Genomic DNA, 22,977 nt, shown 5'->3' with positions numbered 1-22,977 from the left:
TCTCAGCCTTCCCGCACGATGCGGCCGTCAGGTGTCACACGCGCACTGAGCGACGAGCCCGCGCCGTCGACGATGCGCACCGAACGCGCCGGCTCCAGACGTAGGCGGTCACCGAAGCTCTGGATCTCCTTGCGCAGCGCCGCCGACGCGGTGTCGCCGAGGATCTCCCCGTCGGCCGAGCGCAGCAACAGCTCCGCGGTGTCGAGGGTGATCCGCAGCCGCGCGTTCGAGCCGCGGTGGCGCAGCTCCAGCTGGTCGGGGAACGACTCGACGTACGGCGCCTCGGCGGTCGCGCTCACGAGCTCGAAGTCCGCGGCCGGGAGCTCCTTGACCACCACGATCGACCGTACCGACGGGTCGTCGAAAACCCTCTCGCGCAACGCGAGCGCACCTTCGTCGGGATACCCGGCGAACGCCAGGACCCGCGAGATTCCCAGCAGGATCCGCGGCAGGCCTGCCACGGGGTTCCGCAACGCGTCGAGGAACGCCTCGAAGTGCCGGTAGCTGCGGACCTCGGCGCGCGCGGTCGCGATGTCGGCCTCGCCGAAGTACACCGCCCGCTTCAGATGCGTCATCGTCGCGGTGTCGAGCCCCGCGAGGTCGGGCACCAGGTCGCGGCGGCCGCGCGCCGCCCGCGCGACCGCCGGCGCCGGGAGCCGTGCCGGGTCGACGTCGGCCCACTCCTGGACGAGGTAGTCGCCGCTGGCGGCGTCGAACGCGAGGTCGAAGGCCCGCCGGCCGCGTCGCGGGTCGAGGCCCCGCTCCACGTCGTCGTGGATGTCGTCGCACGACGCGTCCCCGGTGACGAGCCAGCCGAACGCCGAGCGGAGGTCCCGGACGGTCGCCCGGCGCCTCCGGCGCAGATGGCTCACCAGCAGCAGCTCGGCCACCGCCTTCTTGGCCTGGCCCGTGCGGAACTGCTCGGCGTTGCGCGCTTGATCGGGCAGACGTCGCGCACCTCGCAGCCCCCGCAGACCTGCCACCGGTGCAGCACCGTCAACGACGCGAGGACGTTCGCGCCCAGCGCCGGCCCGTCGAGGTCGGGCATCGCGAGTGCACGACGCTTGAGGTCGACCAGCACCGTCCGGGAGCCGCGTGGGGCGGGCGCGCCGAGCCGCTGCCGGTCCAGCTCCCGTGAGGCATCGGGATAGCGCTCCGCATTGTCGAGGCAGAACTGCGCGATCCGTCCGTCGTTGGCGGCGATCAACACGGTGCGACGGGCCGGGTCGTCGCCCTCGCCAGGATCGAGAGCACGACGCAGGAGATCGTCGGAACTGAGCTCGCCGTGCGACTCCGACGCGTCGTAGACCGCCGCGTAGGTCCGGCCGTCGAGCCGGCGGCGCCAGCCTGCCTCGTCCTCGTGGACGGTGACCGCACCGGCCGCGTCGAGCTCGGTGCCGACCTTGACCAGGAACGACGTCTTCCCGTCGCCGGGGTTGCCCGAGAGCACCACCACGTCGAGCTCCCCGGCGACGACGGCCGGGAGCAGTTCGTGATCCAGACGGGTGCGGACGTAGGTGTCGTGGGCGAACTCGTCGTCGAGGCCCCGGTTGCCGGAGTTGCCGATCCCGCTGTGCCGGTACAGGCCGCGCAACGCAGCGACCGTCGGGTTCACCACGCGCCGTCCCGGGACGACGACGATGTCGTCGACACGCGCCAGCTCCTCGGCGAAGGCACCGGCATCGGACGGGCGGTCTCCGGGGTCGGCCTGGACCGCGCGGTAGAGCGCGTCGAGCAGGCGGCCGTACCGTTCGACCTTGTCCGCCGCGGGCGGCACCAGGGTGCGACGCTCGTCGATGCCCGGACCCGCGTAGGGCAGCCGCCCGAGCAGGGCGTGCAGGACCGACGCGGCGGCGCTGTAGATGTCGGCCGACGGCGACCACAGCCGCCGCGACCACACCTCGGGAGCGGTGTAGGGCGGCGACCCGACCGCGGACTGCGCCGCGTCGGCCCGCGAGGCCAACCCGAAGTCGATCAGAACGGCACGGCCGTCCTCACGGACCACGATGTTGTTGGGGCTGACGTCGCGGTGGTAGATCGACTGCGAGTGAGCGTGGGCCAGGCCGTTCAGCACGTCGACCGCGATCCGGCGGGCCTGCTCACGATCGAGTGCGGGGCGTCCCGTCGTGAGCTCGTGCAACGTCTCCCCGGGGACGTACTCCTGCACCAGCACTCCGGGTTCCGGCCGAGCCAGGCGGTCGTACACCCGGGCGCACCGGTGGCTGCGCAGCAGGCTCGCGTGCTCGTACTCCGCCTTGACCTGCTCGGGTGTCACGCGGCCCGGCCGCAGGTGTTTGATCGTCCGACGTTCGTCGAGGTTCTCGTCGTGGGCGAGCCACGTCACTGCCCATGCGCCCTCGCCGAGCTTGCGCAGCAGGCGATAGCGCCCTGCCAGCAGGGCGTCCTGCCCGATCCGTTCGTCGTCGACCGGGTCGGTCCGGCGGGGGCCCGGCGGCTCGGGCGGGGCCGGTGGCGGCGCCTGGTCGGTCGCGGTGGCGGCGTCGGCTGCGGTGAAGGTGTCCCCCGGTGTGCGTGCCAGGCATCGCGCCAGCACCTCACCGACGACGGGGTACTCGGGGGCACGCCGGGCCGCGAGCGCGTGGTCGGGGTGATCGGTGGCGTCGCCGTGGAGCCATTGGACGAGGCTCAGCGCGAGGCTGTAGAGATCGTCGGCCGGGGTGAACATCTCCATCGTCACGCCCGGCGCGCGGAAGCTCGCCGACGGGTGCGTGTCGTCGAGCGACGGCGCGATCGTCTCCGCCGTCGGGAGGTGCGCGCGGTCGAAGTCGCGGAACCGGACCCGGTTGTGCTCGGTGACCTCGATACTGCGCAACCGCAGCGCGCGGTGGGTGATGCCGCGCGCATGGACCTGGGCCAGGGCGAGGAAGGCGTCGTGCACGACCGGGACTCCGATGCTCGGCGGCACCCGGCCGTCGTCACCCGGCTCCGCCCGCCGGGATGCGGCGAGCTTCGCCAGGCTGGTGCCGTCGGTGGCGACGGTGGTGGGGGTGATGAGTCGGCCGTCCAGCTCGAACCAGCCCTGGACGCGCCAGGCCCGGTCGTCGGCGGCCAGGGCGGCCAGTGCGTCGTGCTCACGGGTCGCGAGGAGCCGCGCCCGCTCGGGGTCAGCGGCACCCGCGACCGGTACCGACACCAGGTCCACCAGCTCGCCCGCCGGGTTGCGCGACGGGTAGACGAGCGCGTGTCCGCGCTGCATCGGACGGCGCTCGACGCGGTACTGGTAGATGAACGTCGGCGGCGCTTCGGGCCCCCGGGCGGGGAGCCCGAGCAGAAATCCCATGAGCTCCTGCCGCAGCGGCGCCATCGACGTCGGGCACGTGGCATCCAGGCGGAGCAGCGTGGGTGCCGCGTCGTCGAGGGCGAGCACGACGTCCTCGCCGAGCTCGGCGGCGCCCTCGAGGTGCAGCGTCGGGTGCGAGAGCACGACATGTCCGCGCACCATCCGGTGCCCGTGCGGAAATGCGTTCTCGGCCTTGCGCCAACCGGGGATGCGGGTCTTGATCCGTCCGGCGAGCACCCGGGTGGCGTGCTGCACCTGGCTGTTCGGGCTGTGCCGGCGTTCCCCGTTGACGTACCAGCCGACCTCTCCGACGACGACGTGGCGGCCCCACGACTTCTCCTCGCACAGGTACACCGCCCGTGGGGAGACGACGACGAGATCGAGGTCGACGGTGCCCATCCCGTCGGGGATGTCGCGGCCGGCGACGATGTCCCAGTCGGCCGGTAGCTCGTGAGCGAGCCGCCGCGCGGTTCCCTCCTCGCCCGGGCCGTGCCAGTCACCGAGGACGTGTAGACGTGCCAAGTCGTCGCTCCCCATCGTCGGCCCGTCCGGAAGAAGGACCCCATGGGCCCAGTTCTCTCCGGTCCCCCGACCGCGGATGCGACTCACCGTAGTAGATCGAATTCGGCACGCTGCTCGAGCCACCCCATTGAGCGAGAATGCAATTCACTGCATTGCGGACCGTGACCAAAATGGGGTCGTTCGCTGCCGAAATTGTGACGCGCTGTCGCGGGCTCCGCCGCTCGGACGTATCGACTCGGACAATCGCCGCAACGGTCGTTCGGATCCGAGCGACCTGTCGCGGGAGACGGGGCGGACGAGTCGGTCTGTAAGCCGGATCCTGTTCCCGGGGACCTCGCGGCCCTCCGTTCGGCGACCATCCATCTCGGTCCGCCGTTGCCGACGCACTCCTGCGGCCTACCCGCAGACTCGGACGGGCCGCCCTCGAACGTCTGCGCAGCTCCCTCGCGGGAGCCTCTTGGCCTTGCTCCGGGTGGGGTTTACCTAGCCACCCCGGTCACCCGGGGTGCTGGTGGTCTCTTACACCACCGTTTCACCCTTACCCCCGATTCTCACCGGAGGCGGTCTGTTCTCTGTGGCACTGTCCCGCGGGTCGCCCCGGGTTGCCGTTGACAACCACCCTGCCCTGCGGAGTCCGGACTTTCCTCGGCGACGACCCGGAGGCCGTCGACGCGGCCGCCCGACCGACTCGTCCGCGCCCTGAACTCTACGGGCCCCCGGTGTGGCGCGATCACCACGGGGTCGCGGCGGCGAAGGCCGAGGACGCCGATTACCGTCGGGACGTGCTGCACCTGACCGCCGGAAGTCTGACGTTCCTGCTCGTGGCGGGCCTGGTGGCCGGTGCGGTGAACGCCATCGCGGGCGGCGGGTCGTTGCTGGTGTTCCCGGCCCTGCTGGCGGTGGGGCTGCCGCCGTTGAACGCGAACGTCACGAACTCGATCGCGCAGTGGCCCGGCTATCTCGGCAACGTCGTGGGGCAGCGGACCGAGCTGGTGGGGCAGGGCCGCCGGATCGCGTTCACGGCCGTGGCGGCGGTGGCGGGGGCCGCGGTCGGGTGCGTGTTGCTGCTGTTGTTGCCGCAGAGCGTGTTCGACGCCGTCGTCCCGGTCCTGGTGCTGCTGGCGAGCCTGGTGATGGCAGTCGGGCCGTGGCTGAAGAAGAAGATCGGCACACCGGAGGCCGAGGCGCCCGACCGCATGGGGGTGCTGCTGCCCGCGGTGTTCCTGGCCGCGGTGTACGGCGGCTACTTCGGCGGGGCGCTGGGCGTCATCCTGATCTCGACGCTGTCGTTGCTGGCCAACGACCGGCTGGTCCGGCTGAACGCGCTGAAGGGTCTGCTGTCGCTGATCGTCGCGACGGTGACGGTGCTGATCTTCTCGCTGCGCGCACCGGTGGAGTGGTCGGCGGTGGCGCTGCTGGCCCCGGCGACGCTGGTCGGCGGTTTCGTGGGGGCGCGGATCGCGCGGAGGATGCCGGAGAACGTGCTGCGCTGGTGCGTCGTCCTCCTCGGTGTGGGCGTCTCGATCTGGTTGTTCCTGACGTAGATGGCCGCCGCGTAGATGGCCGCCGCGGTCTCGGCGCTGCTGCTCGTCGTGGTGCTCGTCGTCGCGGCGGTGCGCCCGCGTGGGCTGCCCGAGGCGGTGGCCGCGGTGCCGGCGGCCGCGGTCGTCGTCGCGGTGGGGTTGCTGCCGGTGCCGGCGGCGCTGGCCGAGGTGGCTGCGTTGGGGCCGACGGTCGGGTTCCTGGCGGCGATCCTGCTGCTGGGCCGGCTCGCCGAGGCCGAGGGCGTCTTCGCCTGGTTGGGGGCGCGGCTGGCGGTGGGGTCGCGGGGGCGGCCGGTGCGGCTGCTGGGTCTGGTGTTCGGGGCGGCGTCGGCGACGACGGTGGTGCTGAGCCTGGACGCGACGGTGGTGCTGCTGACGCCGGTGGTGTTGCTGACGGCGCGCCGGCTGGCGGTGCCGGGCCGGGCGCATGCCTACGCGTGCGGGCACCTGTCGAACTCCGCGTCGCTGCTGCTGCCGGTGTCGAACCTGACGAACCTGCTGGCGTTCGGCGCGGCGGGGGTGTCGTTCCTGGGGTTCGCGGGGTTGATGGCGCTGCCGTGGCTGGTGGCGGTCGCCGTCGAGTACGTGGTCGTGCGGTTGTTCTTCCGCGCCGACCTGCCGGCGGCCGCTCCGACGCCGACTCCGACGACGACTCCGAGGACGCCGGCCAACGGAACCGCACCGCCGCGGTTCGCGCTGGTCGTGCTGGGGCTGACGCTGGTCGGGTTCGGGGTGTCGTCGACGGTCGGGCTGGAGCCCGTCTGGGTCGCGGCCGCCGGAGCAGTGGTGCTGGCGGCCCGCTCGCTGACGACGCGGTGGATCGGCGTCGCCGGGGTCGTGCGGGCCGTCGATCCGCTGTTCTGCCTGTTCGTGCCGGCACTGGGGATCGTGGTGGCGGCGGTGGGCGCGCACGGGCTGACCGACCTGCTGCGCAGGCTCGTCCCGACCCCGGACGCCACCTCGCTGCTCGTGCTGCTGGCGGTGGCGGGGATCGCGGCGGTGCTGGCGAACGTCGTCAACAACATCCCGGCGACGCTGGTGCTGCTCGACGTGGTCGCGACCGCTCCCCCGAGCACCCGGACCGGCCTGGTCCTCGCCGTCCTGCTGGGGGTGAACATCGGCCCGAACCTGACGTTCGTCGGGTCGCTGGCGACGTTGCTGTGGCGGCAGATCCTGGGCGCGCGCGGCACCCGGGTCGCGCCGGGCGAGTTCACGAGGCTGGGCCTGCTGACCGTCCCCGCCGCGCTCGCTGCCGCGACCTGCGCACTGTGGCTGGCCCTGCGCGTAGCAGGCCTGTGATCATGGGATGAGGCGGATCGGCGACGCATCCGTCGCCGATCCACCACGACCGGCGATCAGGGCAGGTGCGAGGTGTCGTTCACCAGCCGGACCGAGGTGCCGCCGTCGGGATAGAAGTCGGCGATGGACAGCGACGCGGTGTCCAGGTGCAGCCGGTAGAGGATCGACGGGCCCGCGCCCAGCGCCTGCTGCAGCAGCAGCTTGATCGGCGTCACGTGGCTGACGACGACGACCGTCGACGCCGGGTACTCGGCGAGGATCGCGTCCCGCTCGACCACCACCCGGGCGCCGACCTGCGCGAAGCTCTCTCCCCCGGGCGGGGCGACGTCCTGGCTGCCCAGCCAGCGGGCGTGGGCGTCGGGATCGAGCTCGCGCGCCTCGGCGAAGGTGAGCCCGTCCCAGGTTCCGAAGTTCGTCTCGATCAGACCGTCGCGCACGACCAGCGGCGCCCCCGTCGCGTCGGCGACCGCCTGGGCCGTGGCGCGCGTGCGGCGCAGCGGCGAGGTGAGGACGGCCGCGATCCCGGTGACGCCGGCGAGCCGGGCGGCGGCGCCGGCGGCCTGGGCGCGGCCGAGGTCGCTGAGCTCGGGGTCCCCGTGACCGGAGTAGCGGCGCTCCACCGACAGCGGCGTCTGGCCGTGGCGCAGCAGCAGCATCCGGGTGGGGGCGCCGACCTGCCCGGTCCAGGCGGCGCTCGCCGCCGGGGCGGACGACGTCACAGACCCGACTCCGGGGTGCGGACGAGGATGGCGCCGCACTCCTCGCAGTGGACGACGTCGTCGGCAGCGGCGGCGCGCAGCTGGCCGATGAACGTCCGGTCGAGCTCCAGACGGCATGCGCCGCAACGGCGTTCGCGCAGCAGCCCGGCCCCGACCCGGCCCTGGCTCAGGCGGGTCTCGTAGGCGGCGAGCAGGTCGGCGGCGCCGATCGAGGCGACCGCGTCGGCGCGGGCGCGTCGCCTGCCCGCCTCGGAGGCGGTGATGTCGGCGAGCGCGGAGTCACGGCGGGCGCCGACGTCGGTCAGCGTCTCCTCCGCGGTGGCGAGCTCACCGCGGGCGTGGTCGAGGTCGATGCCGACGGCTTCGCGCTGCTCCATGATCTCGAGCTGCTCGTCCTCCAGGACGCCCTGGCGGCGGGCGAGGGTCTCGAGCTCGTGCTGCAGGTCGGAGGCCTGCTTGGCACCGACCCCGGCCGACGCCAGCATCTCCTGGTCGCGGACGGTGCGGGCGCGCACGCCCTCGACGTCGCGCTCGATGCGGCGGATGTCGCGGTCGAGGTCCCCCGCGGAGGTCTCGATGCCGACCAGCTTGTCCTTGGCCGCCTGCACCGCCTTCTCCGCGGTGGCGTGCTCGCCGTCCTCGGGGAGGGTGCGGCGACGGTGGGCGAGCCGGGCCAGCTCGGCGTCGACCTCCGCGAGGTCCAGCAGCCGGCGTTGGTCGGCCGGGTCGGCCTTCATGTGGGGTTCCTTCCGATGGTCCACGGGTCGGTCCGCAACCGCGAGACACCGACGTCGACGCTACCGCCTGTCGCGGCGCGGACGACGTCGGCGGCCTGCGCGCACCACGGCCATTCCGACGCCCAGTGTGCGACGTCGACGAGCGCCGGCCGCGGCGGGCGGGGACCGGTCCCGGCGAGGACGTGTTCGGAGGCGGGATGGTGGCGCAGGTCGGCGGTGACGTAGGCGTCGACGCCCGCGGCCGCGGCGGCGTCGAGGGCGGAGTCGCCGGCGCCACCGCACACCGCGACGCGCCGGACCATCCGGTCGGGATCGCCCGCGGCGCGCACGCCCCACGCGGTGGCGGGCAGGCCCGCGGCGACACGATCGGTGAAGGCGGACAACGGTTCCGCGGTGTCGAGCGTCCCGATCCGGCCGAGCCCGAGTTGGGAGGGCAGCTCGGCGAGCTCGAGGACGTCGTAGGCCGGTTCCTCGTAGGGGTGGGAGGCCAGCAGCGCGGCGACGACGGCGGCACGGCGGTGCCGGGGCAGCACCATCTCGATGCGGGTCTCGGCGACGCGTTCGAGCTTGCCGACGGCGCCGATCGTGGGCCGGGCGCCCTCGTGGGGCAGGAACTGGCCGGTCCCCGCCGTCGCGAAGGAGCAGTGGCTGTAGTCGCCGATGTGCCCGGCGCCGGCGTCGGAGAGGGCCTCGTGGACGGTGGTGAGCTCGGGGCCGGTCGGGACGAACGCGATGATCTTGTCGAGCGCCGGTGCGGGCGCGGCCTGCAGCGGCCCCTCGACGGTGAGGCCGATCGCGGCGGCGAGCGCGTCGGACACCCCAGGCGAGGCGGAGTCGGCGTTGGTGTGGGCGGTGAAGAGGCCGGCGCCACCGCGGATCAGCCTGTGCAGCAACGCCCCCTTGGGGGTGTCGGCGCCGACGCCGTGGACGCCGCGCAGCAGCAGCGGATGGTGGGTGACGAGCAGGTCGGCACCGGCGGCGAGCGCCTCGTCGACGGTCTCGGCGACGGGGTCGACGGCGATGTGGACGCGGCGGACCTCGTCGTCGGGGTCGCCGCAGACGAGGCCGACGGCGTCCCAGTCGGCGGCGAGCCGCGGCGGGTAGGCGGCGTCGAGGGCGGCGACGACCTCGCGCAGGGTGGTCATGCGGCGGCCTCCCGGGTGACGTCGGCGAGGGCGTCCCGGAGGGCGTCGGCGAGGCGGGCGGCGACGTGTGGGGCGCGGACGGCGACACGGACGTGGTCGGGTCCGAGGCCGGGGAACGTGTCGCCCCGGCGGACGGCGATCCCCCTGGCGCGCAAGCGGTCGCGCACCGCCGGGCCGGTGCCGGCGGGCAGGGTGAGCAGCAGGTAGGGCGCGACACCGGGGGCCACGTGCACCCCGGGGACCGCAGCCAGTGCGGCGGCCTGCGTGGCGCGCCGGTCCGCGAGCTGCGCGGCGGCGTCGGCGGCCGCGGCGAGCGCGGCGGGCTCGCTGCACGCCCGCACCGCCTCCAGCACCAGGGTGCCGACGGGCCAGTGCGGCCGCCCCACCGCAAGGCGCGCAAGGAGTTCCGGGGCACCGAGGGCGTAGCCGGCGCGCAGCCCGGCCAACGCCCACGTCTTGGTGAGGCTGCGCAGCACCAGCAGCCCCGGGACACCGGCGGCAGCGGCGAGGGACTCGGGCTCGCCCGGCACGGCGTCGGCGAACGCCTCGTCGACGACGAGCGTCCGCCCCGGCCGGGCCAGGGCGCGCAGCGTGTCGGCGGGATGCAGCACACCGGTCGGGTTGGTGGGGTTGCCGACGACGACGAGGTCCGCGTCGGTGGGCACGGCGGCCGGGTCGAGGCGGTGCCCGTCGTCGGCGTCGGTGAGGACGCGGGCGACCGGGACGCCGGCGTCGCGCAGCGCGGCCTCGGGCTCGGTGAACCCGGGGTGCACGACGGCGGCGAGCGCGGGCCGCAGCCGCGGGAGCATCGCGAAGCCCTCGGCGCTGCCTGCCAGCACGAGGACGTCGTCCACGGAGCGGGCGTGCCGGACCGCGACGGCCTCGCGGGCGGCGGCGTCGTGGGCGGCCGTCGGGTAGGCGGCGAGGTCGTCGAGCGCTGCGGCCAGCCGGTCGCGCAGCCACCGCGGCGGCGCGTCGCCCTGCACGTTGACGGCGAGGTCGAGCAGGCCGGGCGCGGTCTCGACGTCGCCGTGGTGACGCAGCGGATCCGCGGGGAGCGGGCCGGGGTCGTCGTGGTCTGCCACCATGGGACGTCACCCTACGGTGATCGGTCCGGGCGTCTTGCCGGGACGAGCCGTGACGCCGGGGGCCTGCCCGGTTTGTGATCCGGCTCGCGCGGGCGTGCACCGCGGGTGGTGCGCCCTACGGTGGCCGGGTGCATGTCAGTTTCGTCTGTACGGGCAACATCTGCCGCTCCCCCATGGCCGCGCAGGTGCTCCGCGCCCATCTCGACCGCGCCGGTGTGCGTGACGTCGTCGTCACCAGCGCCGGGACGGGCGGGTGGCACGCCGGTGAGCCCGCCGACCCCCGGGTCGTGGAACTGTTGCGCAGCAAGGGTTACGACACCGACCACGTGGCACGCCAGATCGACTCCGAGAGCCTGTCGGCCGATCTGGTGGTGGCGCTCGACCGCGGGCACCTGACCCTGCTGCGCAGGCAGGTGCCCGAGCCCGACCGGGTGCGGCTGCTGCGTTCGTTCGACCCGCAGGCCCCCTCCGACGCCGAGGTCCCCGACCCCTTCTACGGCCCGCCGGAGGGATTCGACGAGGTCCTCCTGTTGATCGAGTCGGCGATGCCCGGTCTGGTCGAGTGGGTGCGGGCCCAGGTGTGACCGCGCTCCAACCCGCCCTCGCCGTCACCATGATTGTTAACAATCTGGTTGCCATAATTGGGGCCACATCGCTACGGTCCGTTTCATACCGAGAGCGGGAGGCCCACCATGGGTGTTGCCGTCACTGTCGACGGACGAGCTGACCGGAACGCTGCACCAGTGCCCCAGGGGGGTGGTGCCGGTATGAACCGGTCTCTCCCACGCCGCTGGCCCACCCGCGCCGCGGTAGCGGTCCTCGCGGTCGGCACCCTCCTGCTCACGGCCTGCGGCAGCAACGCCGGCGGCGGCGCGGACGGGCCCGAGCTGCGGACCGTGAACCCGTTCGGCGACGACCTCGCCACCGAGGCCCCCGCGAAGAACGGCGGCACGCTGATCCTCGCCGAGGACCGCGAGATCGTCAGTTTCGACCCGACCATCCAGAACTCCAACATGGCCGCCCTGGCCGTCTACGACTCACTGCTCAAGCTCGACGACAAGGGCGTCCCCCAGCCCTACCTGGCCAAGTCGATGGACACCACCGACAACGGCACCACCTGGCGGATGGGCCTGCGCCCCGAGGTGACGTTCTCCGACGGCACGCCGCTCGACGCCCAGTCCGTCATCACCAACGTGCAGCGCCACATCGACAAGAAGTCCTCGCCCTCGAACCGGTACGCCGTCGTCATCGGATCGATGCGCGCGGTCGACCCGACGACCGTCGAGTTCACGTTGAAGAACCCCAGCGGCACGTTCCCGCAGCTGTTCGCGCTGCCGTTCAGCTCCGGCAACCTCGGCACGATCGTCTCCCCGAAGGCGTTGCAGGAGAAGGGCGAGGCCGGGATCGCGAAGGAGCCGGTCGGGGCCGGGCCGTTCGTGTTCAGCAGCTGGGTGCGCGACTCCAAGCTGACCCTGTCGAAGAACCCGAACTACTGGCAGCAGGGGCTCCCGCATCTGGACGGCCTGGAGTTCCGGCCGCTGCCCGACACCGAGACCCGCTACGCCTCGATCGAGAACGGTGACGTCGACGTGATGTTCGGCGGCTATCACACCGAGCTGATCCGCGGTCTGGGCAACCCGAACCTGAAGGTCTACTACGGCTCCGGCAACGGGGCGGAGTACATCTACTTCAACCAGCAGAAGGCACCGTTCGACGACCGGCGGATGCGTGAGGCCGTGATCCGCTCGATCGACCTGAACGCGTTGGCCGCCAGCCAGTACCGCGGCCAGATGGAGCGCGCGAGCGGCTACTTCGGCGACGACACGCCGTACTCGACCCAGCAGTCGCGCGACAGCTGGCCCGCGTTCGACATCGAGAAGGCCAAGCAGCTCGTCGCCGACTACAAGGCCGGTGGCGGCAACGCGACCGTCCAGTACAAGACGACCAACGCGCCCAACCGCGTCGCGTTCGCGGAGTTCCTGCAGGCCCAGCTCAAGGCAGCCGGTATCGACATCCAGGTCCAGTTCTACGACCTCGCGCAGTACTCCTCGAGCGTTGTGCAGAGCCACGACTTCCAGATCGCGGGCTGGGTCGGCGGGCCCACCGACACCCCGTTCCCGGGCGCCTACAACCTGTTCCACAGCGGTGGCAGCACGAACTACGGCGAATACTCGAACCCTCAGGTCGACGCCCTGCTCGACACGGCGGTGTCGACGACGGACCCGGACGAGCTCGCGAAGGCCTACCAGCAGGTCCAGCAGCTCACCAACGACGACCTGGCGGTCGCGTACTACAGCCGCGGCTACCTGTCGACGATCGCGAAGCCCGAGGTCGAAGGCATGCAGCGGTATCTGACCCGCGACACGTTCTTCGCGAACATGTGGCTCGACCGGTGACCGCCCCCACGAAGGAGAGCTGACATGCCGATCGACCCGGGCGCCGTCGGGCGCGAGGGTGCGCCGTGCACGCGGTCGTGGGACTCGACGGACGCACTGCTGTACGCCGTCGGGGTGGGTGCCGGGCTCGGCGCCCCCACCGAGGAACTGGAGTTCACGACGGAGAACTCCGACGGCGTGGTGCAGCGGGTGCTCCCCACGTTCGCCGTGCTCCTGTCCCAGGCGCCGACGCCGAGCTTTGGCGACGTCGACCGGGCGATGCTCGTGCACGCCGAGCAGGACCTGGTGCTGCACCGCCCGGTGCCCGTCGAGGGCACCGTGACGACGACGGCCCGGATCACCGGCGTGCACGACAAGGGATCGGGTGCGCTCGTGTCCGTCGAGGCCACGGCGGTCCTCGACGGTGGCGCGCCGCTCGCCACCAACCGCAGCGCCGTGTTCATCCGCGGCGAGGGCGGTTTCGGCGGCGAGCGGGGCTCGACGCAGACGTGGACGCCGCCCGACCGGGCGCCCGACCACACCGTCACCTACGCGACCCGCCCGGAGCAGGCGCTGCTCTACCGGCTCTCGGGCGACCGCAACCCGTTGCACTCCGATCCGGCGTTCGCGGCCAAGGGCGGGTTCGACACCCCGATCCTGCACGGGCTGTGCACCTACGGGGTGACGGGCCGGGCGCTGCTCGCGACGGTGTGCGGTGGCGACCCGGACCGCCTCGCCGCGATGTCGGGCCGGTTCTCCTCGACGGTGCTGCCCGGGCAGACGCTGACCGTCGAGGCCTGGCGCGACGGCGGCGACGTCTGGTTCCGCACTCGTCTGGACGACGGCACGGTGGTGCTCGACCGCGGCCGGGCGAGCGTGACGGAGCGATGATCGACTTCTCGCTGTCCGACGAGCAGCGCGCGATCCGCGACACCGTGCGCGCGTTCGTCACCCGTGAGGTCGTCCCGCTCGAGGCGCAGGTGCTGCGCAACGAGCGGGACGGCCGGCCGGGTCTCGAACCGGGTGTCCTGGAGTCGTTGCAGGACAAGGCCCACACAATGGGTTTCTGGGGCATCACCACGCCCGAGGAGTTCGGCGGGATCGCGCTGGGGCCCGTCATGAACGCCGTGCTGACGATGGAGCTGGGCCGCACGTTCGTCCCGTTCCGGTTCGGCGGGTCGGCCGACAACATCCTGTTCGATGCCTCGCCGGACCAGCAGGACACCTACCTGCTGCCGACGATCGCCGGGCAGCGGCGCAGCTGCTTCGCGATCACCGAGCCGGGTGCGGGGTCGGACGCCCGCAACATCCGCACCCGTGCCCGCCGCGACGGCGACGACTGGGTGATCACGGGTGAGAAGACGTTCATCACCGGCGGCACCGAGGCCGACTTCGCCATCCTGTTCGCCGTCACCGACCCCGACCTGGGTGCCGACGGCGGCGTCACCTGCTTCCTCGTTGACCGCGAGATGGGCTGGACCTCGTCGCCGATCCCGACGATGGGCGAATGGGGGCCGGCGTCACTGTCGTTCGACGAGGTCCGGGTGCCGGCGCGCAACGTCCTGGGTGAGGTGGGCAAGGGCTTCGAGAAGGCGCTGCGCTGGATCGGGCAGGGCCGCTACCTGATCCCGGCGAAAGCCGTCGGCTCGGCGGAACGACTGCTGGGCATGGCCGTCGAGCACGCGACGGTCCGCGAGTCGATGGGCCACAAGATCGCGGAGTACCAGGCGATCCAGTGGCAGATCGCGGACTCGGCCGTCGAGATCGAGTCGACGAAGTGGCTGACGCTGCACGCGGCGTGGCGGGCCGAGACCGGTCGCGACGCCCGGCACGCCACGTCGATCGCGAAGCTGACCGGCGCGCTCATGGCCAACCAGGTCGTCGACCGGGTCCTGCAGATCCACGGCGGCATGGGCTACACGAAGGAACTGCCCGTCGAGCGCTGGTACCGCGAGCTGCGGCTGCTGCGCATCTACGAGGGCACCGACGAGATCCAGCGCCGCACCATCGCGCGCAACCTGCTCAAGGGCCACGTCGCCCTCGCCACGATCGGGGAGTGATCAGGAGATGCTGACAGGACGTTCGGTCGTCGTGACCGGATCGGGGCGCGGCCTGGGCCGCGCCTACGCGAAGGCCGTCGCGGCGGCCGGGGCGGGCGTCGTGGTCAACGACGTCGACGCCGACGCCGCGGCCGGGGTCGTCGCCGAGATCGAGGCCGACGGTGGCGCTGCGGTCGCCGTCGTCGCGCCGGTCGGACCCACCGCGACCGCCGACGCGCTCGTCGCCGCCGCCGTCGAGCGCTTCGGCCGGCTCGACGCCATGGTCACCAACGCAGGCCTGCTGCGCGACCGGTCCGTCGCCAAGATGTCCGACGACGACTGGGACGCCGTCATCGCCACCCACCTGCGCGGCACGTTCACCTGCGCCCGCGCCGCGATCGCCCGGTTCCGCGAGCAGGGCGAGGGCGGGCGGCTCGTGCTCGTCGGCTCCCCCGCCGGCCAGCGCGCGAGCTTCGGGCAGACCAACTACTCCGCCGCCAAGGCCGGGATCGTCGGCATGGCCCGCACCCTGGCCGCCGAGACCGCCCGCCACGGCATCACCGTGAACGCGCTGGTCCCGGTCGCGCTCACCCGCATGGTGGCGACGATCCCCGCGTTCGCCGACGCCGTCGCCGCCCTCGAACGTGGCGAGCCGGTGCCGGAGCCGCTGCGGGCGGGCGGCGTGGGCAGCGCCGAGGACGTCGCTCCGCTGCTGGTGTGGCTGCTGTCCGACGCCGCCGCGGAGGTCACCGGACAGGCGCTCGGCGTCGGTGGGGACAACATCACCGTCTGGACGCACCCCGCCGTCGCGGCGGAGGCGTCGATGCCCGGCGGATGGACCGCAGAGGCCATCGCCAAGGAGTTCCCCGCGCAGCTGCAGCCGCACCTGCAGGCCTACGCCCCGGAGCGCCACTCATGAGCCTCGACATCGCCACCCTGCGGGCCATCGACGTCCACACCCACGTCCACTTCTCGCGGGCCGCCGCGGCGAGTCCCGAGGGCGGGGCGCGGATGGAGCAGATGCGGGCCCGGTTCGGCTCCGACATCCTCGGCATGGACCTGCCCGGGATCGCCGAGTTCTACCGGCAGCGCAACATGGCCGCGGTCGCGTTCACGATCGACAGCCTCGGCGAACCGTCGGAGCACGCCCCGACCAACGAGGAGATCGGCGAGCTCGCGGCCGAGCACACCGACGCGATCATCCCGTTCGCGAGCGTGCACCCGTTGCGCGGCAAGGGCGGCGCGCGGATCGCGCGGCGGCTGATCGAGACCTACGGGTTCAGGGGGTTCAAGTTCCACCCCAGCGTCCAGGAGTTCTATCCCAACGACCCGGTCGCGTTCCCGATCTACGAGGTGCTCGCCGAGTACCAGCTGCCCGCCCTGTTCCACACCGGCCAGAACGGCGTGGGCGCGGGCACCAAGGGCGGGGGCGGGGTGCGGCTCAAGTACTCCGACCCGCTCCACCTCGACGACGTCGCCGTCGACTTCCCCGACATGCCGATCATCATGGCCCACCCCTCGTTCCCGTGGCAGGACGTCGCGCTGTCGGTGGCCACGCACAAGGCGCAGGTCTACATCGACCTGTCGGGCTGGTCGCCCAAGTACTTCCCGCCGCAGCTGGTGCAGTACGCGAACACGTTGCTGCGCAAGAAGGTCCTGTTCGGGACGGACTTCCCGCTGTTCACCCCGGAGCGCTGGACGGCCGACCTGGAGAAGACCGAGATCCGCGACTCGGTCAAGCCCGACATCATGCTGCACAACGCGGCGCGGCTCTTCGGGCTGGAGTCGCGGTGACACCCCTTCCGGACGATCTGGCGACGCACTTCGAGCTCGTCGCCGACCTCGCTCCGGACCGGCTCGCCGTCGCCTGCGGCGACGAGTCGCTGACCTGGGGCGCGTTCGAGGACTCCGCCGCCCGGCTGGCCGGGTGGCTGGCCGGGCACGGCATCGGCGACGGCGACCGCGTCGCGATGATGGCCCGCAACTCCCCCGGCTACCTCGTCGCGCTGTTCGCGATCTGGAAGCTGCGGGCGACGATGGTCAACGTCAACTACCGCTACCGCGCCGAGGAAGCCGCCTACGTGCTGGCCGACGCGGACGCGAAAGCGGTGATCGCCGACGAGGACCTGCTCGACGTCGCCCGGGCACCGATAGTGGCGCGCCTCGGGGACGGAGTCGACGGCCCGCCTCTCCCCCGGACCGAACGCGACGGCGACCGGGAGTGGCTCCTCTACACCGGCGGGACGACGGGGAACCCGAAGGCGGTCGTCGGGTCGCACACCGAGCGCTGCCGCACCGCCCAGTCCGGGACGCTGCGGTTGCTGGGGCTGGACCGGGCCGAGGGCGTCGACGCCCTGCGCGCCGCGCTGGCCGTCGACCCGAAGGGGCCCGACGGGATCGTCTGGCTGCCCGCGCCGCCGCTGATGCACGGCACCGGGCTGTACTCCGCACTCGGGTCACTGGCCGGTGGGGCACCGGTCGCGCTGCTGCCGGGCCGCAGCACCTCCGGCGAGGACCTGGCGTCGACGATCGACCGGCACGGCGTCACCGACCTGACGATCGTCGGCGACGCGTTCGCGCTGCGCCTGCTCGACGCCCTCGACGCCGACGCCGCCGCGGACCGGCCGTCGCGCATCGCGTCCCTGCGACGGATCCGCAGCATCGGCGCCGTGTGGAGCCCGGCGGTCAAACGCCGCCTGCTCACGCACGCCGACCTGGCGCTGCACGATTCCATCGCCGCGTCCGAGGGCGGGCTCTACGCGGTCTCGGTCGTCACCCGCGACACCCCCGACGACCGGCTCGGCGGCTTCGAGCTCGCCGCAGGCGCCCGGCTGCTCGACGAGGACGACCACGACGTCGTCCCCGGCTCGGGTGTGGTCGGGCTGCTCGCGGCGCCTGTCGTCGAGAACGCCGGGTACGCCGGGGACCCCGAGAAGACCGCGGGCGCCTTCCGCGACCTCGGCGGCGTCCGGCTCTCGATCCCGGGCGACATGGCCCGCCTCGGCGCCGACGGCCGCCTCGAACTGCTCGGCCGCGGCAGCTCCGTCATCAACACCGGCGGCGAGAAGGTGTACGCCGACGAGGTCGAGATCGTGCTGCGCGAGCACCCGGCGGTGCGCGACGTCGTCGTCGTGGGGGTGCCGGACCCGACCTACGGCAGCGTCGTCGGCGCCGTCGTCGCGCTGGAGCAGGGCCGCGAGGCCGACCCGGATACGTTGCGCGACTTCGTGTCCTCCCGGCTGGCGTCGTACAAGAAGCCCCGCAGGCTCCTGCTGGCCCCGGAGGTGGAACGGCTGGCGAGCGGCAAGGCCGACCTACGCTGGGCCCGTCGACGACTCCTGTGAGCGGTAATAGTCGCCATAGCGACTATTACCGCTCACGAGAACGAGTTCCGTCGACGGCCCTGTCGCCGCTAGCGTCTGCGTGTGACCACAGTGGCCGGAGTGGCGGAACAAGACGGCGCCGACCTCGGCAGAGCCGCTCGGGAGCGCGCACCCCGGCGCGCGTTCGGCGACTGGACGCCGTCGTTGCGCACCCTCGACGTGCTCGACATCCTCCAGGCACAGAACGCGATCCGCGCCGCCGACCTCGTCCCCGTGCGCTGGGGCCGGATGAGCGCGTCACCATGGACGTTCTACCGCGGAGCGGCAGCCGTGATGGCCGCCGACCTCGCGGCCCGCCCGCACAGCGGGCTCACCGTCCAGCTCTGCGGCGACGCCCACCTGCTCAACTTCGGGCTCTGGGCCACCCCCGAACGGAACCTGTCGTTCGACCTCCGCGACTTCGACGAGACCCTGCCCGGGCCCTTCGAGTGGGACGTCGCACGGCTCGTCACCAGCATCGAGGTGCTGGCCCGCGAACACGGCGGCGACGCGGCCGGGGCGGTCGCACAGTGCCTCACCGCGTACCGGACGCAGATCGCGCGGTACGCCGGCGCACACGTCCTCGACACCTGGTACGACCTGATCCACGTCGACAGGTTCCTGTCGGTGTTCACCGACGCCGACCGCCCGCGCGCCGCCGCCCACATCGCGCGCAAGGCGCAGCGCCGGACCCACCGCGGGGTGCTGCGCAAGCTCACCGAGATCCGCGACGGCCGGCTGCGGATCAGCGAGGACCCACCGATCCGCGAGCACCGCCCCGACGGCCCCGCCGACGAGCTGTTCGCCCACTACCGCGAGTCGCTGCCCGACGAGCGTCGTCACCTGCTCGACCGGTTCACCCCCGTCGACGCGGTACGTCAGGTCGTCGGCGTCGGCAGCGTCGGAATGCGGGTGCACCTGCTCCTGCTGCAGGGCCGGGACACGACCGATCCGCTGTTCCTGCAGATCAAGCAGGCGGGCGAGTCGGTGTACGAGCCGTTCTGCGGGTCGAGCCGCTACGTCGCCCACGGCCGCCGGGTGATCGAGGGCAAACGGCTGGTGCAGAGCGCGACCGACGTGTTCGTCGGCTGGGCGAGTGCGCGCGGCCACGACTACTACGTGCGACAGTTCCGGGACATGAAGGTCATCGCGCACGGTGAGCTGATCGCGCCACGGCTTCCCGAGTTCGCGACGGCGTGCGGGCACGTCCTGGCCCGCTCCCACGCCCGGTCCGGCGACCCGGTGGCGATCGACGCCTATCTCGGCCGCGGCCGGGCCTTCGACGACGGCATGACCGCCTTCGCCTCGGCCTACGCCGACCAGAACGCCGTCGACCACGCCCGGCTGGTCGAGGCGATCGGCGCCGGTGTGCTGCCGACGGCGTCCGGCTGGTGACCGCCCGAGCCCCTCGTGAGTGGCGATGGTCGCCATGGCGACCATCGCCACTCACAGGGGTCGTCAGGTGCCGGGGCCGCGCAGGCCGAAGGACAGAGCCGGGTCGCCCGGGGTGAAGGTGCCCGTGACCTGCGACGAGTCCCCGATCTCGCGGCAGCGGGCCAGCAGTGCGCGACCCACCCCCAGCTGGGTGCGTTCCCAGTCGGCCAGCGCCGCGTCGAGGTCGCCGGGGTGGGCGGCCAGCCGGGCGGCGAGTTCCCAGCCGTCGGCCGCGGCCTTGGCCGTGCCCGCGCCCGCGTGCGGCCGGACCGCGAACGCCGCGTCGCCCGCCAGGCACACCCGGCCGAACGCCATCCGCGGGACCTCGATGTCGAAGACGGCCTGCACGAACGGCTCCGCGACCGCCTCGATCGCGTCGGCGATCACGGGTGCGAGCAGCTGCCGGGCGTCGCCGCGCAGCGCGTCGACGTGCTCGGGGCGCATCGCGCCCGGCGGCAGCGACACCGACCGGACCTGGCCGTCGACACCGGTCATCACGTCGTCGAACACACGACCGGGGGCGACGTTGCGGTACCAGACGAAGTTCATCAGCCGCTCCCCCGCCACGACGGACCCGGAGGGGCCGGGGATCGGATAGACGAGGACGTGGCTGTCGGCGAGGACCTGATAGGTGATCGCGTCGCGCAGCTCGGCGAACACCTTCTCCGGCAGCTCCGCCTCCGGCACGGTCCCCCGCCACGCGACGTAGCCGGCGTAGCGGGGCGCGACGTCGGGCAGCAGCGCCGCGCGGGTCGGCGAGGTGATGCCGTCGGCGGCGACGACGAGGTCGGCCCGCGTCGTCACCCCCGCCGCGTCGGTCACCAGGACGCCGTCGCCGTCGGGCGTGACGGTCGTGACCTCGCGGCCGAGACCGTAGCGGCCCGGGGCGAGCGACGCGAAGTCCTCCAGCATCGCCCGGTAGATCGTGTTCCACGACGAGAACCTGTTGCGGTGGCACCGCTCGTGCACGACGCCGCCCGACGGGTCGAGGAACCGCACCCAGGAGGTGAAGCTGCACAACGACTCCGGGTCGACGCCCGGGCGTCCGGTGAACCAGCGCAGGGTCTCGTCGAGCGCGACGATCCCCGCGCCCCGGGCCTGCAGCGCCGACGCCGAGCGTTCGAACACCCGGACGTCACAGCCGAGGTCGGCGAGCGCGAGCGCGGCGTTGAGCCCGCCCAGCGACCCGCCGACCACGACGACCGAAGGGAGCGTCACGGCTTGCCGAAGGTCGCGACCCGGTCGACGGACAGCTCGAACAGCACCCGGCGCTCGTCGATCGACGGGTCGCGCAGCCCGTACGGCGGCTCGTTGCCGGTGTACTTCGTCCAGATGTGGTCGAGCTGCGCGGTGACCCGGGGACCCTCCTCGGGGTCGTCCTCGGAGATCTCGCCTGCGACGGTGGTTTTGATCGAGAGCCAGTGGTAGGTGTTCTCCGGGTTCATGAGCAGGAACGTCGCCTCGGGGTTGCGCCGCAGCCAGCCGACCTTCTTGCGGTGGGTGGCGAGGTTGAGCAGGACGACGTCGCCCGCGTAGTCGAACCACACCGGGGTGAGGTTGGAGCGCCCGTCGTTGCCGGTCACCGACACGATCGCGGTGACGGGCTCGTCGAGCAGCCGCTTGTAGACGTCGGGGAGATCGGCGAGGGAACCGACGGTGTCGTGGTCGCCGACGGTGAACTGGCCGGGCTGCAGCCCGTCGGCGACGTCGAGGAAACGAGCAACACTGATCGTCATGGCGTTAGCGTAAGGCCATGTCGACCAGCGCCACCCCCTCTCGCACAGCCCCTTCCCCGGCGGCGGGCATGGCCGCGGGGCTCACGGCGGCCGGGGTGCGCCGGATCTTCGGGATGCCCGGCGGCGGACCCAACCTCGAGATGATCGGCGCGGCCCACGAGCACGGTATCGGCTTCACCCTCGCCCGTGGGGAGACCGCGGCGTGCGTCATGGCGGGGGTGTTCGGGCTGCTCACCGCGACGCCGGGGGTCGCCGTCGTGACCCGCGGGCCGGGGCTGACCAGCGCGGTCAACGGGCTCGCACAGGCGACGCTCGACCGGGCCCCGCTGGTGCTCGTGTCCGACACCGTGCCGGCGGACCGCCGGGCGCGGATCGGGCACCAACTGCTCGACCAGGTCGCCGTCGCCGCGCCGGTGACCCGCTGGAACGGCATCCTCGGCGCGGCCGACCCTGCGCGGGTGACCGCGGCCGCGTGCGCGGTGGCGTCGGGTCCGCGCCCCGGTGCCGTGCACCTGGACTTCGACCCGTCGGTACCCGGTGACGCCGCGCCCGCGGTGCCGGGCCCCGCCCCGCTCGACGAGGCCGCGCTGGACCGCGCCGTCGCGACCGCCCGGGGCCGCCGCCGCCCGGTCGTCGTGCTCGGCAGCTCAGCGCCGCGGCACGCCGCCGCGCTGCGTGCCGTCCTTAACGGCGCCGGCGTTCCCGTCCTCACCACCTACCAGGGCCTCGGCACGATCGGCACGGGCGGACCCGACGCCGCCGGGCTCTACACCAACGGCAGCCCCGAGCGGAGCCTGCTCGCCGAGGCGGACCTCGTCGTCGGCGTCGGTCTCGACGGTGTGGAGCCGATGCCGGGCGAGTGGCCGTGGGAGGCGCCCGTCGTGCTGCTCGACGACGCCGGGTTCGGCCCCGACACGAACACCGAGTTCTACGGCGCCCCCGAACCGGTCACGGGCCCTCCGGCGGCGTCGCTGGCCGCGCTGCTCGACGCGGCCGCGCCCGCGTGGGAGCCGGGTACGGGGGCCCGCCGCCGCGAGGAGTTCCGGGCCGCGTTGCGGGCGGCACCGCGCGGCGACGGCCTGCACCCGGTCGACCTCACGACCGCCGTGCTCGACCATCACGGGCCGGTCCAGGTCACCGTCGACGCCGGCGCCCACATGCTCGCCGTGCTGCCCCTGTGCGACGCGGACCGTCCGCACCAGGTCCTGATCTCCAACGGCCTGGCGACGATGGGCTACGCGCTGCCCGCCGCGGTCGGCGCGGCCCTGGCGCGGCCGGGCGAACGCGTCGTCTGCATGGTCGGCGACGGCGGCCTGGGCATGACGCTCGCGGAGCTGGAGACGCTGGCCCGGTTGAACCTGCCCGTCACGGTCGTCGTGTTCGACGACGCCGCGCTGACCCTCATCGAGCTCAAGCAGCGCGAGGGCCAGGGCGGCGCGGGCGCCGTCCGGTTCACCGACGTCGACTTCGCCGCGGTCGCGGCCGGGATGGGCATCCGCTCGGCCGTCGCCGGCGATCTCGCGGGAGTCCGCGCGGCGCTCGCAGGCAGCGGCGACGGCCCGTTCCTGCTCGACGCCCGGGTCGACCCGGCCGGATACTCCCACGTCATGCGGGTGTCCAGGGGCTGACCACGATCGTGAACAGCCGGTCGTGAGCGGCAATAGTCGCGACAACGA

19 protein-coding genes and 1 other RNA gene are annotated in these 22,977 nt (G+C 73.1%); 11 read left to right on the top strand and 9 right to left on the bottom strand.

Annotation, left to right across the window (positions count from 1 at the left end; genetic code table 11):
- Nucleotides 1–2: 2 nt before the first annotated feature.
- From PSU4_RS17765 to rnpB, 3 genes are all read right to left on the bottom strand, one after another.
- Complete coding sequence (locus PSU4_RS17765) at nt 3–890, bottom strand: hypothetical protein (protein WP_147109682.1); 888 nt, start codon at nt 888–890, stop codon at nt 3–5.
- Complete coding sequence (locus PSU4_RS17760; RefSeq protein WP_186817025.1) at nt 869–3,823, bottom strand: protein kinase domain-containing protein; 2,955 nt, start codon at nt 3,821–3,823, stop codon at nt 869–871. Before PSU4_RS17760 ends, PSU4_RS17765 begins: the two co-directional genes overlap by 22 nt.
- Before the next feature lie 292 nt (nt 3,824–4,115).
- An RNA gene (rnpB, locus tag PSU4_RS17755) (RNase P RNA component class A) lies at nt 4,116–4,514 on the bottom strand.
- Nucleotides 4,515–4,605: 91 nt separating this feature from the next.
- Between rnpB and PSU4_RS17750 the strand changes: the two genes are divergently transcribed.
- Together PSU4_RS17750 and PSU4_RS17745 are read left to right on the top strand one after the other, a co-directional pair.
- On the top strand, nt 4,606–5,367 hold the full coding sequence (locus PSU4_RS17750) for a sulfite exporter TauE/SafE family protein (RefSeq protein ID WP_147109678.1): 762 nt from the start codon (nt 4,606–4,608) through the stop codon (nt 5,365–5,367).
- A 15-nt stretch (nt 5,368–5,382) separates the two neighbouring features.
- The gene (locus PSU4_RS17745; protein WP_147109675.1) at nt 5,383–6,666 is read left to right on the top strand and encodes an ArsB/NhaD family transporter; all 1,284 of its coding nucleotides are present in this window, start codon (nt 5,383–5,385) and stop codon (nt 6,664–6,666) included.
- Between the two features lie 56 nt (nt 6,667–6,722).
- Here PSU4_RS17745 and PSU4_RS17740 read toward each other — a convergent pair whose 3' ends face one another.
- The 4 genes from PSU4_RS17740 to cobC are packed head-to-tail and all read right to left on the bottom strand — an operon-like array spanning nt 6,723 to nt 10,355.
- Nucleotides 6,723–7,385: a histidine phosphatase family protein gene (locus tag PSU4_RS17740; protein WP_222596311.1), complete on the bottom strand. Its 663-nt coding sequence runs from the start codon at nt 7,383–7,385 to the stop codon at nt 6,723–6,725.
- Nucleotides 7,382–8,122 (bottom strand): zinc ribbon domain-containing protein, encoded by a 741-nt coding sequence (locus PSU4_RS17735; RefSeq protein ID WP_147109673.1) that lies wholly within the window; start codon nt 8,120–8,122, stop codon nt 7,382–7,384. Before PSU4_RS17735 ends, PSU4_RS17740 begins: the two co-directional genes overlap by 4 nt.
- Nucleotides 8,119–9,267: a Nif3-like dinuclear metal center hexameric protein gene (locus PSU4_RS17730; protein ID WP_147109671.1), complete on the bottom strand. Its 1,149-nt coding sequence runs from the start codon at nt 9,265–9,267 to the stop codon at nt 8,119–8,121. The genes PSU4_RS17735 and PSU4_RS17730 overlap by 4 nt, the downstream gene beginning before the upstream one ends.
- A complete protein-coding gene (gene cobC / locus PSU4_RS17725; protein WP_147109669.1) occupies nt 9,264–10,355 on the bottom strand; it encodes an Rv2231c family histidinol phosphate aminotransferase CobC in 1,092 nt (363 codons plus the stop codon). The genes PSU4_RS17730 and cobC overlap by 4 nt, the downstream gene beginning before the upstream one ends.
- A gap of 128 nt (nt 10,356–10,483) precedes the next feature.
- Here cobC and PSU4_RS17720 point away from each other — a divergent pair, with 128 nt between their 5' ends.
- From PSU4_RS17720 to PSU4_RS17685, 8 genes are all read left to right on the top strand, one after another.
- Nucleotides 10,484–10,939 (top strand): low molecular weight protein-tyrosine-phosphatase, encoded by a 456-nt coding sequence (locus tag PSU4_RS17720; protein WP_147109667.1) that lies wholly within the window; start codon nt 10,484–10,486, stop codon nt 10,937–10,939.
- 183 nt (nt 10,940–11,122) lie between these two features.
- Nucleotides 11,123–12,751: an ABC transporter substrate-binding protein gene (locus PSU4_RS17715; protein ID WP_147109665.1), complete on the top strand. Its 1,629-nt coding sequence runs from the start codon at nt 11,123–11,125 to the stop codon at nt 12,749–12,751.
- 24 nt (nt 12,752–12,775) lie between these two features.
- Nucleotides 12,776–13,621: a MaoC/PaaZ C-terminal domain-containing protein gene (locus tag PSU4_RS17710; RefSeq protein ID WP_147109663.1), complete on the top strand. Its 846-nt coding sequence runs from the start codon at nt 12,776–12,778 to the stop codon at nt 13,619–13,621.
- Entirely contained in the window at nt 13,621–14,790 is a 1,170-nt protein-coding gene (locus PSU4_RS17705; RefSeq protein ID WP_222596310.1) for an acyl-CoA dehydrogenase family protein, read from the top strand. Before PSU4_RS17710 ends, PSU4_RS17705 begins: the two co-directional genes overlap by 1 nt.
- A 7-nt stretch (nt 14,791–14,797) precedes the next feature.
- Nucleotides 14,798–15,688: an SDR family NAD(P)-dependent oxidoreductase gene (locus PSU4_RS17700; RefSeq protein WP_147109659.1), complete on the top strand. Its 891-nt coding sequence runs from the start codon at nt 14,798–14,800 to the stop codon at nt 15,686–15,688.
- Nucleotides 15,685–16,563: an amidohydrolase family protein gene (locus PSU4_RS17695; RefSeq protein WP_147109657.1), complete on the top strand. Its 879-nt coding sequence runs from the start codon at nt 15,685–15,687 to the stop codon at nt 16,561–16,563. The genes PSU4_RS17700 and PSU4_RS17695 overlap by 4 nt, the downstream gene beginning before the upstream one ends.
- Nucleotides 16,560–18,113 (top strand): AMP-binding protein, encoded by a 1,554-nt coding sequence (locus tag PSU4_RS17690; protein ID WP_186817024.1) that lies wholly within the window; start codon nt 16,560–16,562, stop codon nt 18,111–18,113. Before PSU4_RS17695 ends, PSU4_RS17690 begins: the two co-directional genes overlap by 4 nt.
- 81 nt (nt 18,114–18,194) lie before the next feature.
- Complete coding sequence (locus PSU4_RS17685) at nt 18,195–19,526, top strand: DUF2252 domain-containing protein (protein ID WP_147109653.1); 1,332 nt, start codon at nt 18,195–18,197, stop codon at nt 19,524–19,526.
- 63 nt (nt 19,527–19,589) lie between these two features.
- On the opposite strand, the gene PSU4_RS17680 is transcribed toward PSU4_RS17685, so the two are convergent.
- Both PSU4_RS17680 and PSU4_RS17675 read right to left on the bottom strand, forming a co-directional pair.
- Nucleotides 19,590–20,783: an FAD binding domain-containing protein gene (locus PSU4_RS17680; RefSeq protein WP_186817023.1), complete on the bottom strand. Its 1,194-nt coding sequence runs from the start codon at nt 20,781–20,783 to the stop codon at nt 19,590–19,592.
- The gene (locus tag PSU4_RS17675; RefSeq protein WP_147109649.1) at nt 20,780–21,301 is read right to left on the bottom strand and encodes a pyridoxamine 5'-phosphate oxidase family protein; all 522 of its coding nucleotides are present in this window, start codon (nt 21,299–21,301) and stop codon (nt 20,780–20,782) included. The genes PSU4_RS17680 and PSU4_RS17675 overlap by 4 nt, the downstream gene beginning before the upstream one ends.
- Nucleotides 21,302–21,318: 17 nt before the next feature.
- Between PSU4_RS17675 and PSU4_RS17670 the strand changes: the two genes are divergently transcribed.
- Nucleotides 21,319–22,929, top strand: coding sequence for a thiamine pyrophosphate-binding protein (locus tag PSU4_RS17670; RefSeq protein WP_147109647.1), 1,611 nt, complete (start codon nt 21,319–21,321; stop codon nt 22,927–22,929).
- Nucleotides 22,930–22,977 lie beyond the last annotated feature (48 nt).

The organism is Pseudonocardia sulfidoxydans NBRC 16205 (genome assembly GCF_007989085.1).
Taxonomy (GTDB): Bacteria; Actinomycetota; Actinomycetes; order Mycobacteriales; family Pseudonocardiaceae; genus Pseudonocardia; species Pseudonocardia sulfidoxydans.
This window is presented reverse-complemented; position numbering and strand designations above follow the sequence as displayed.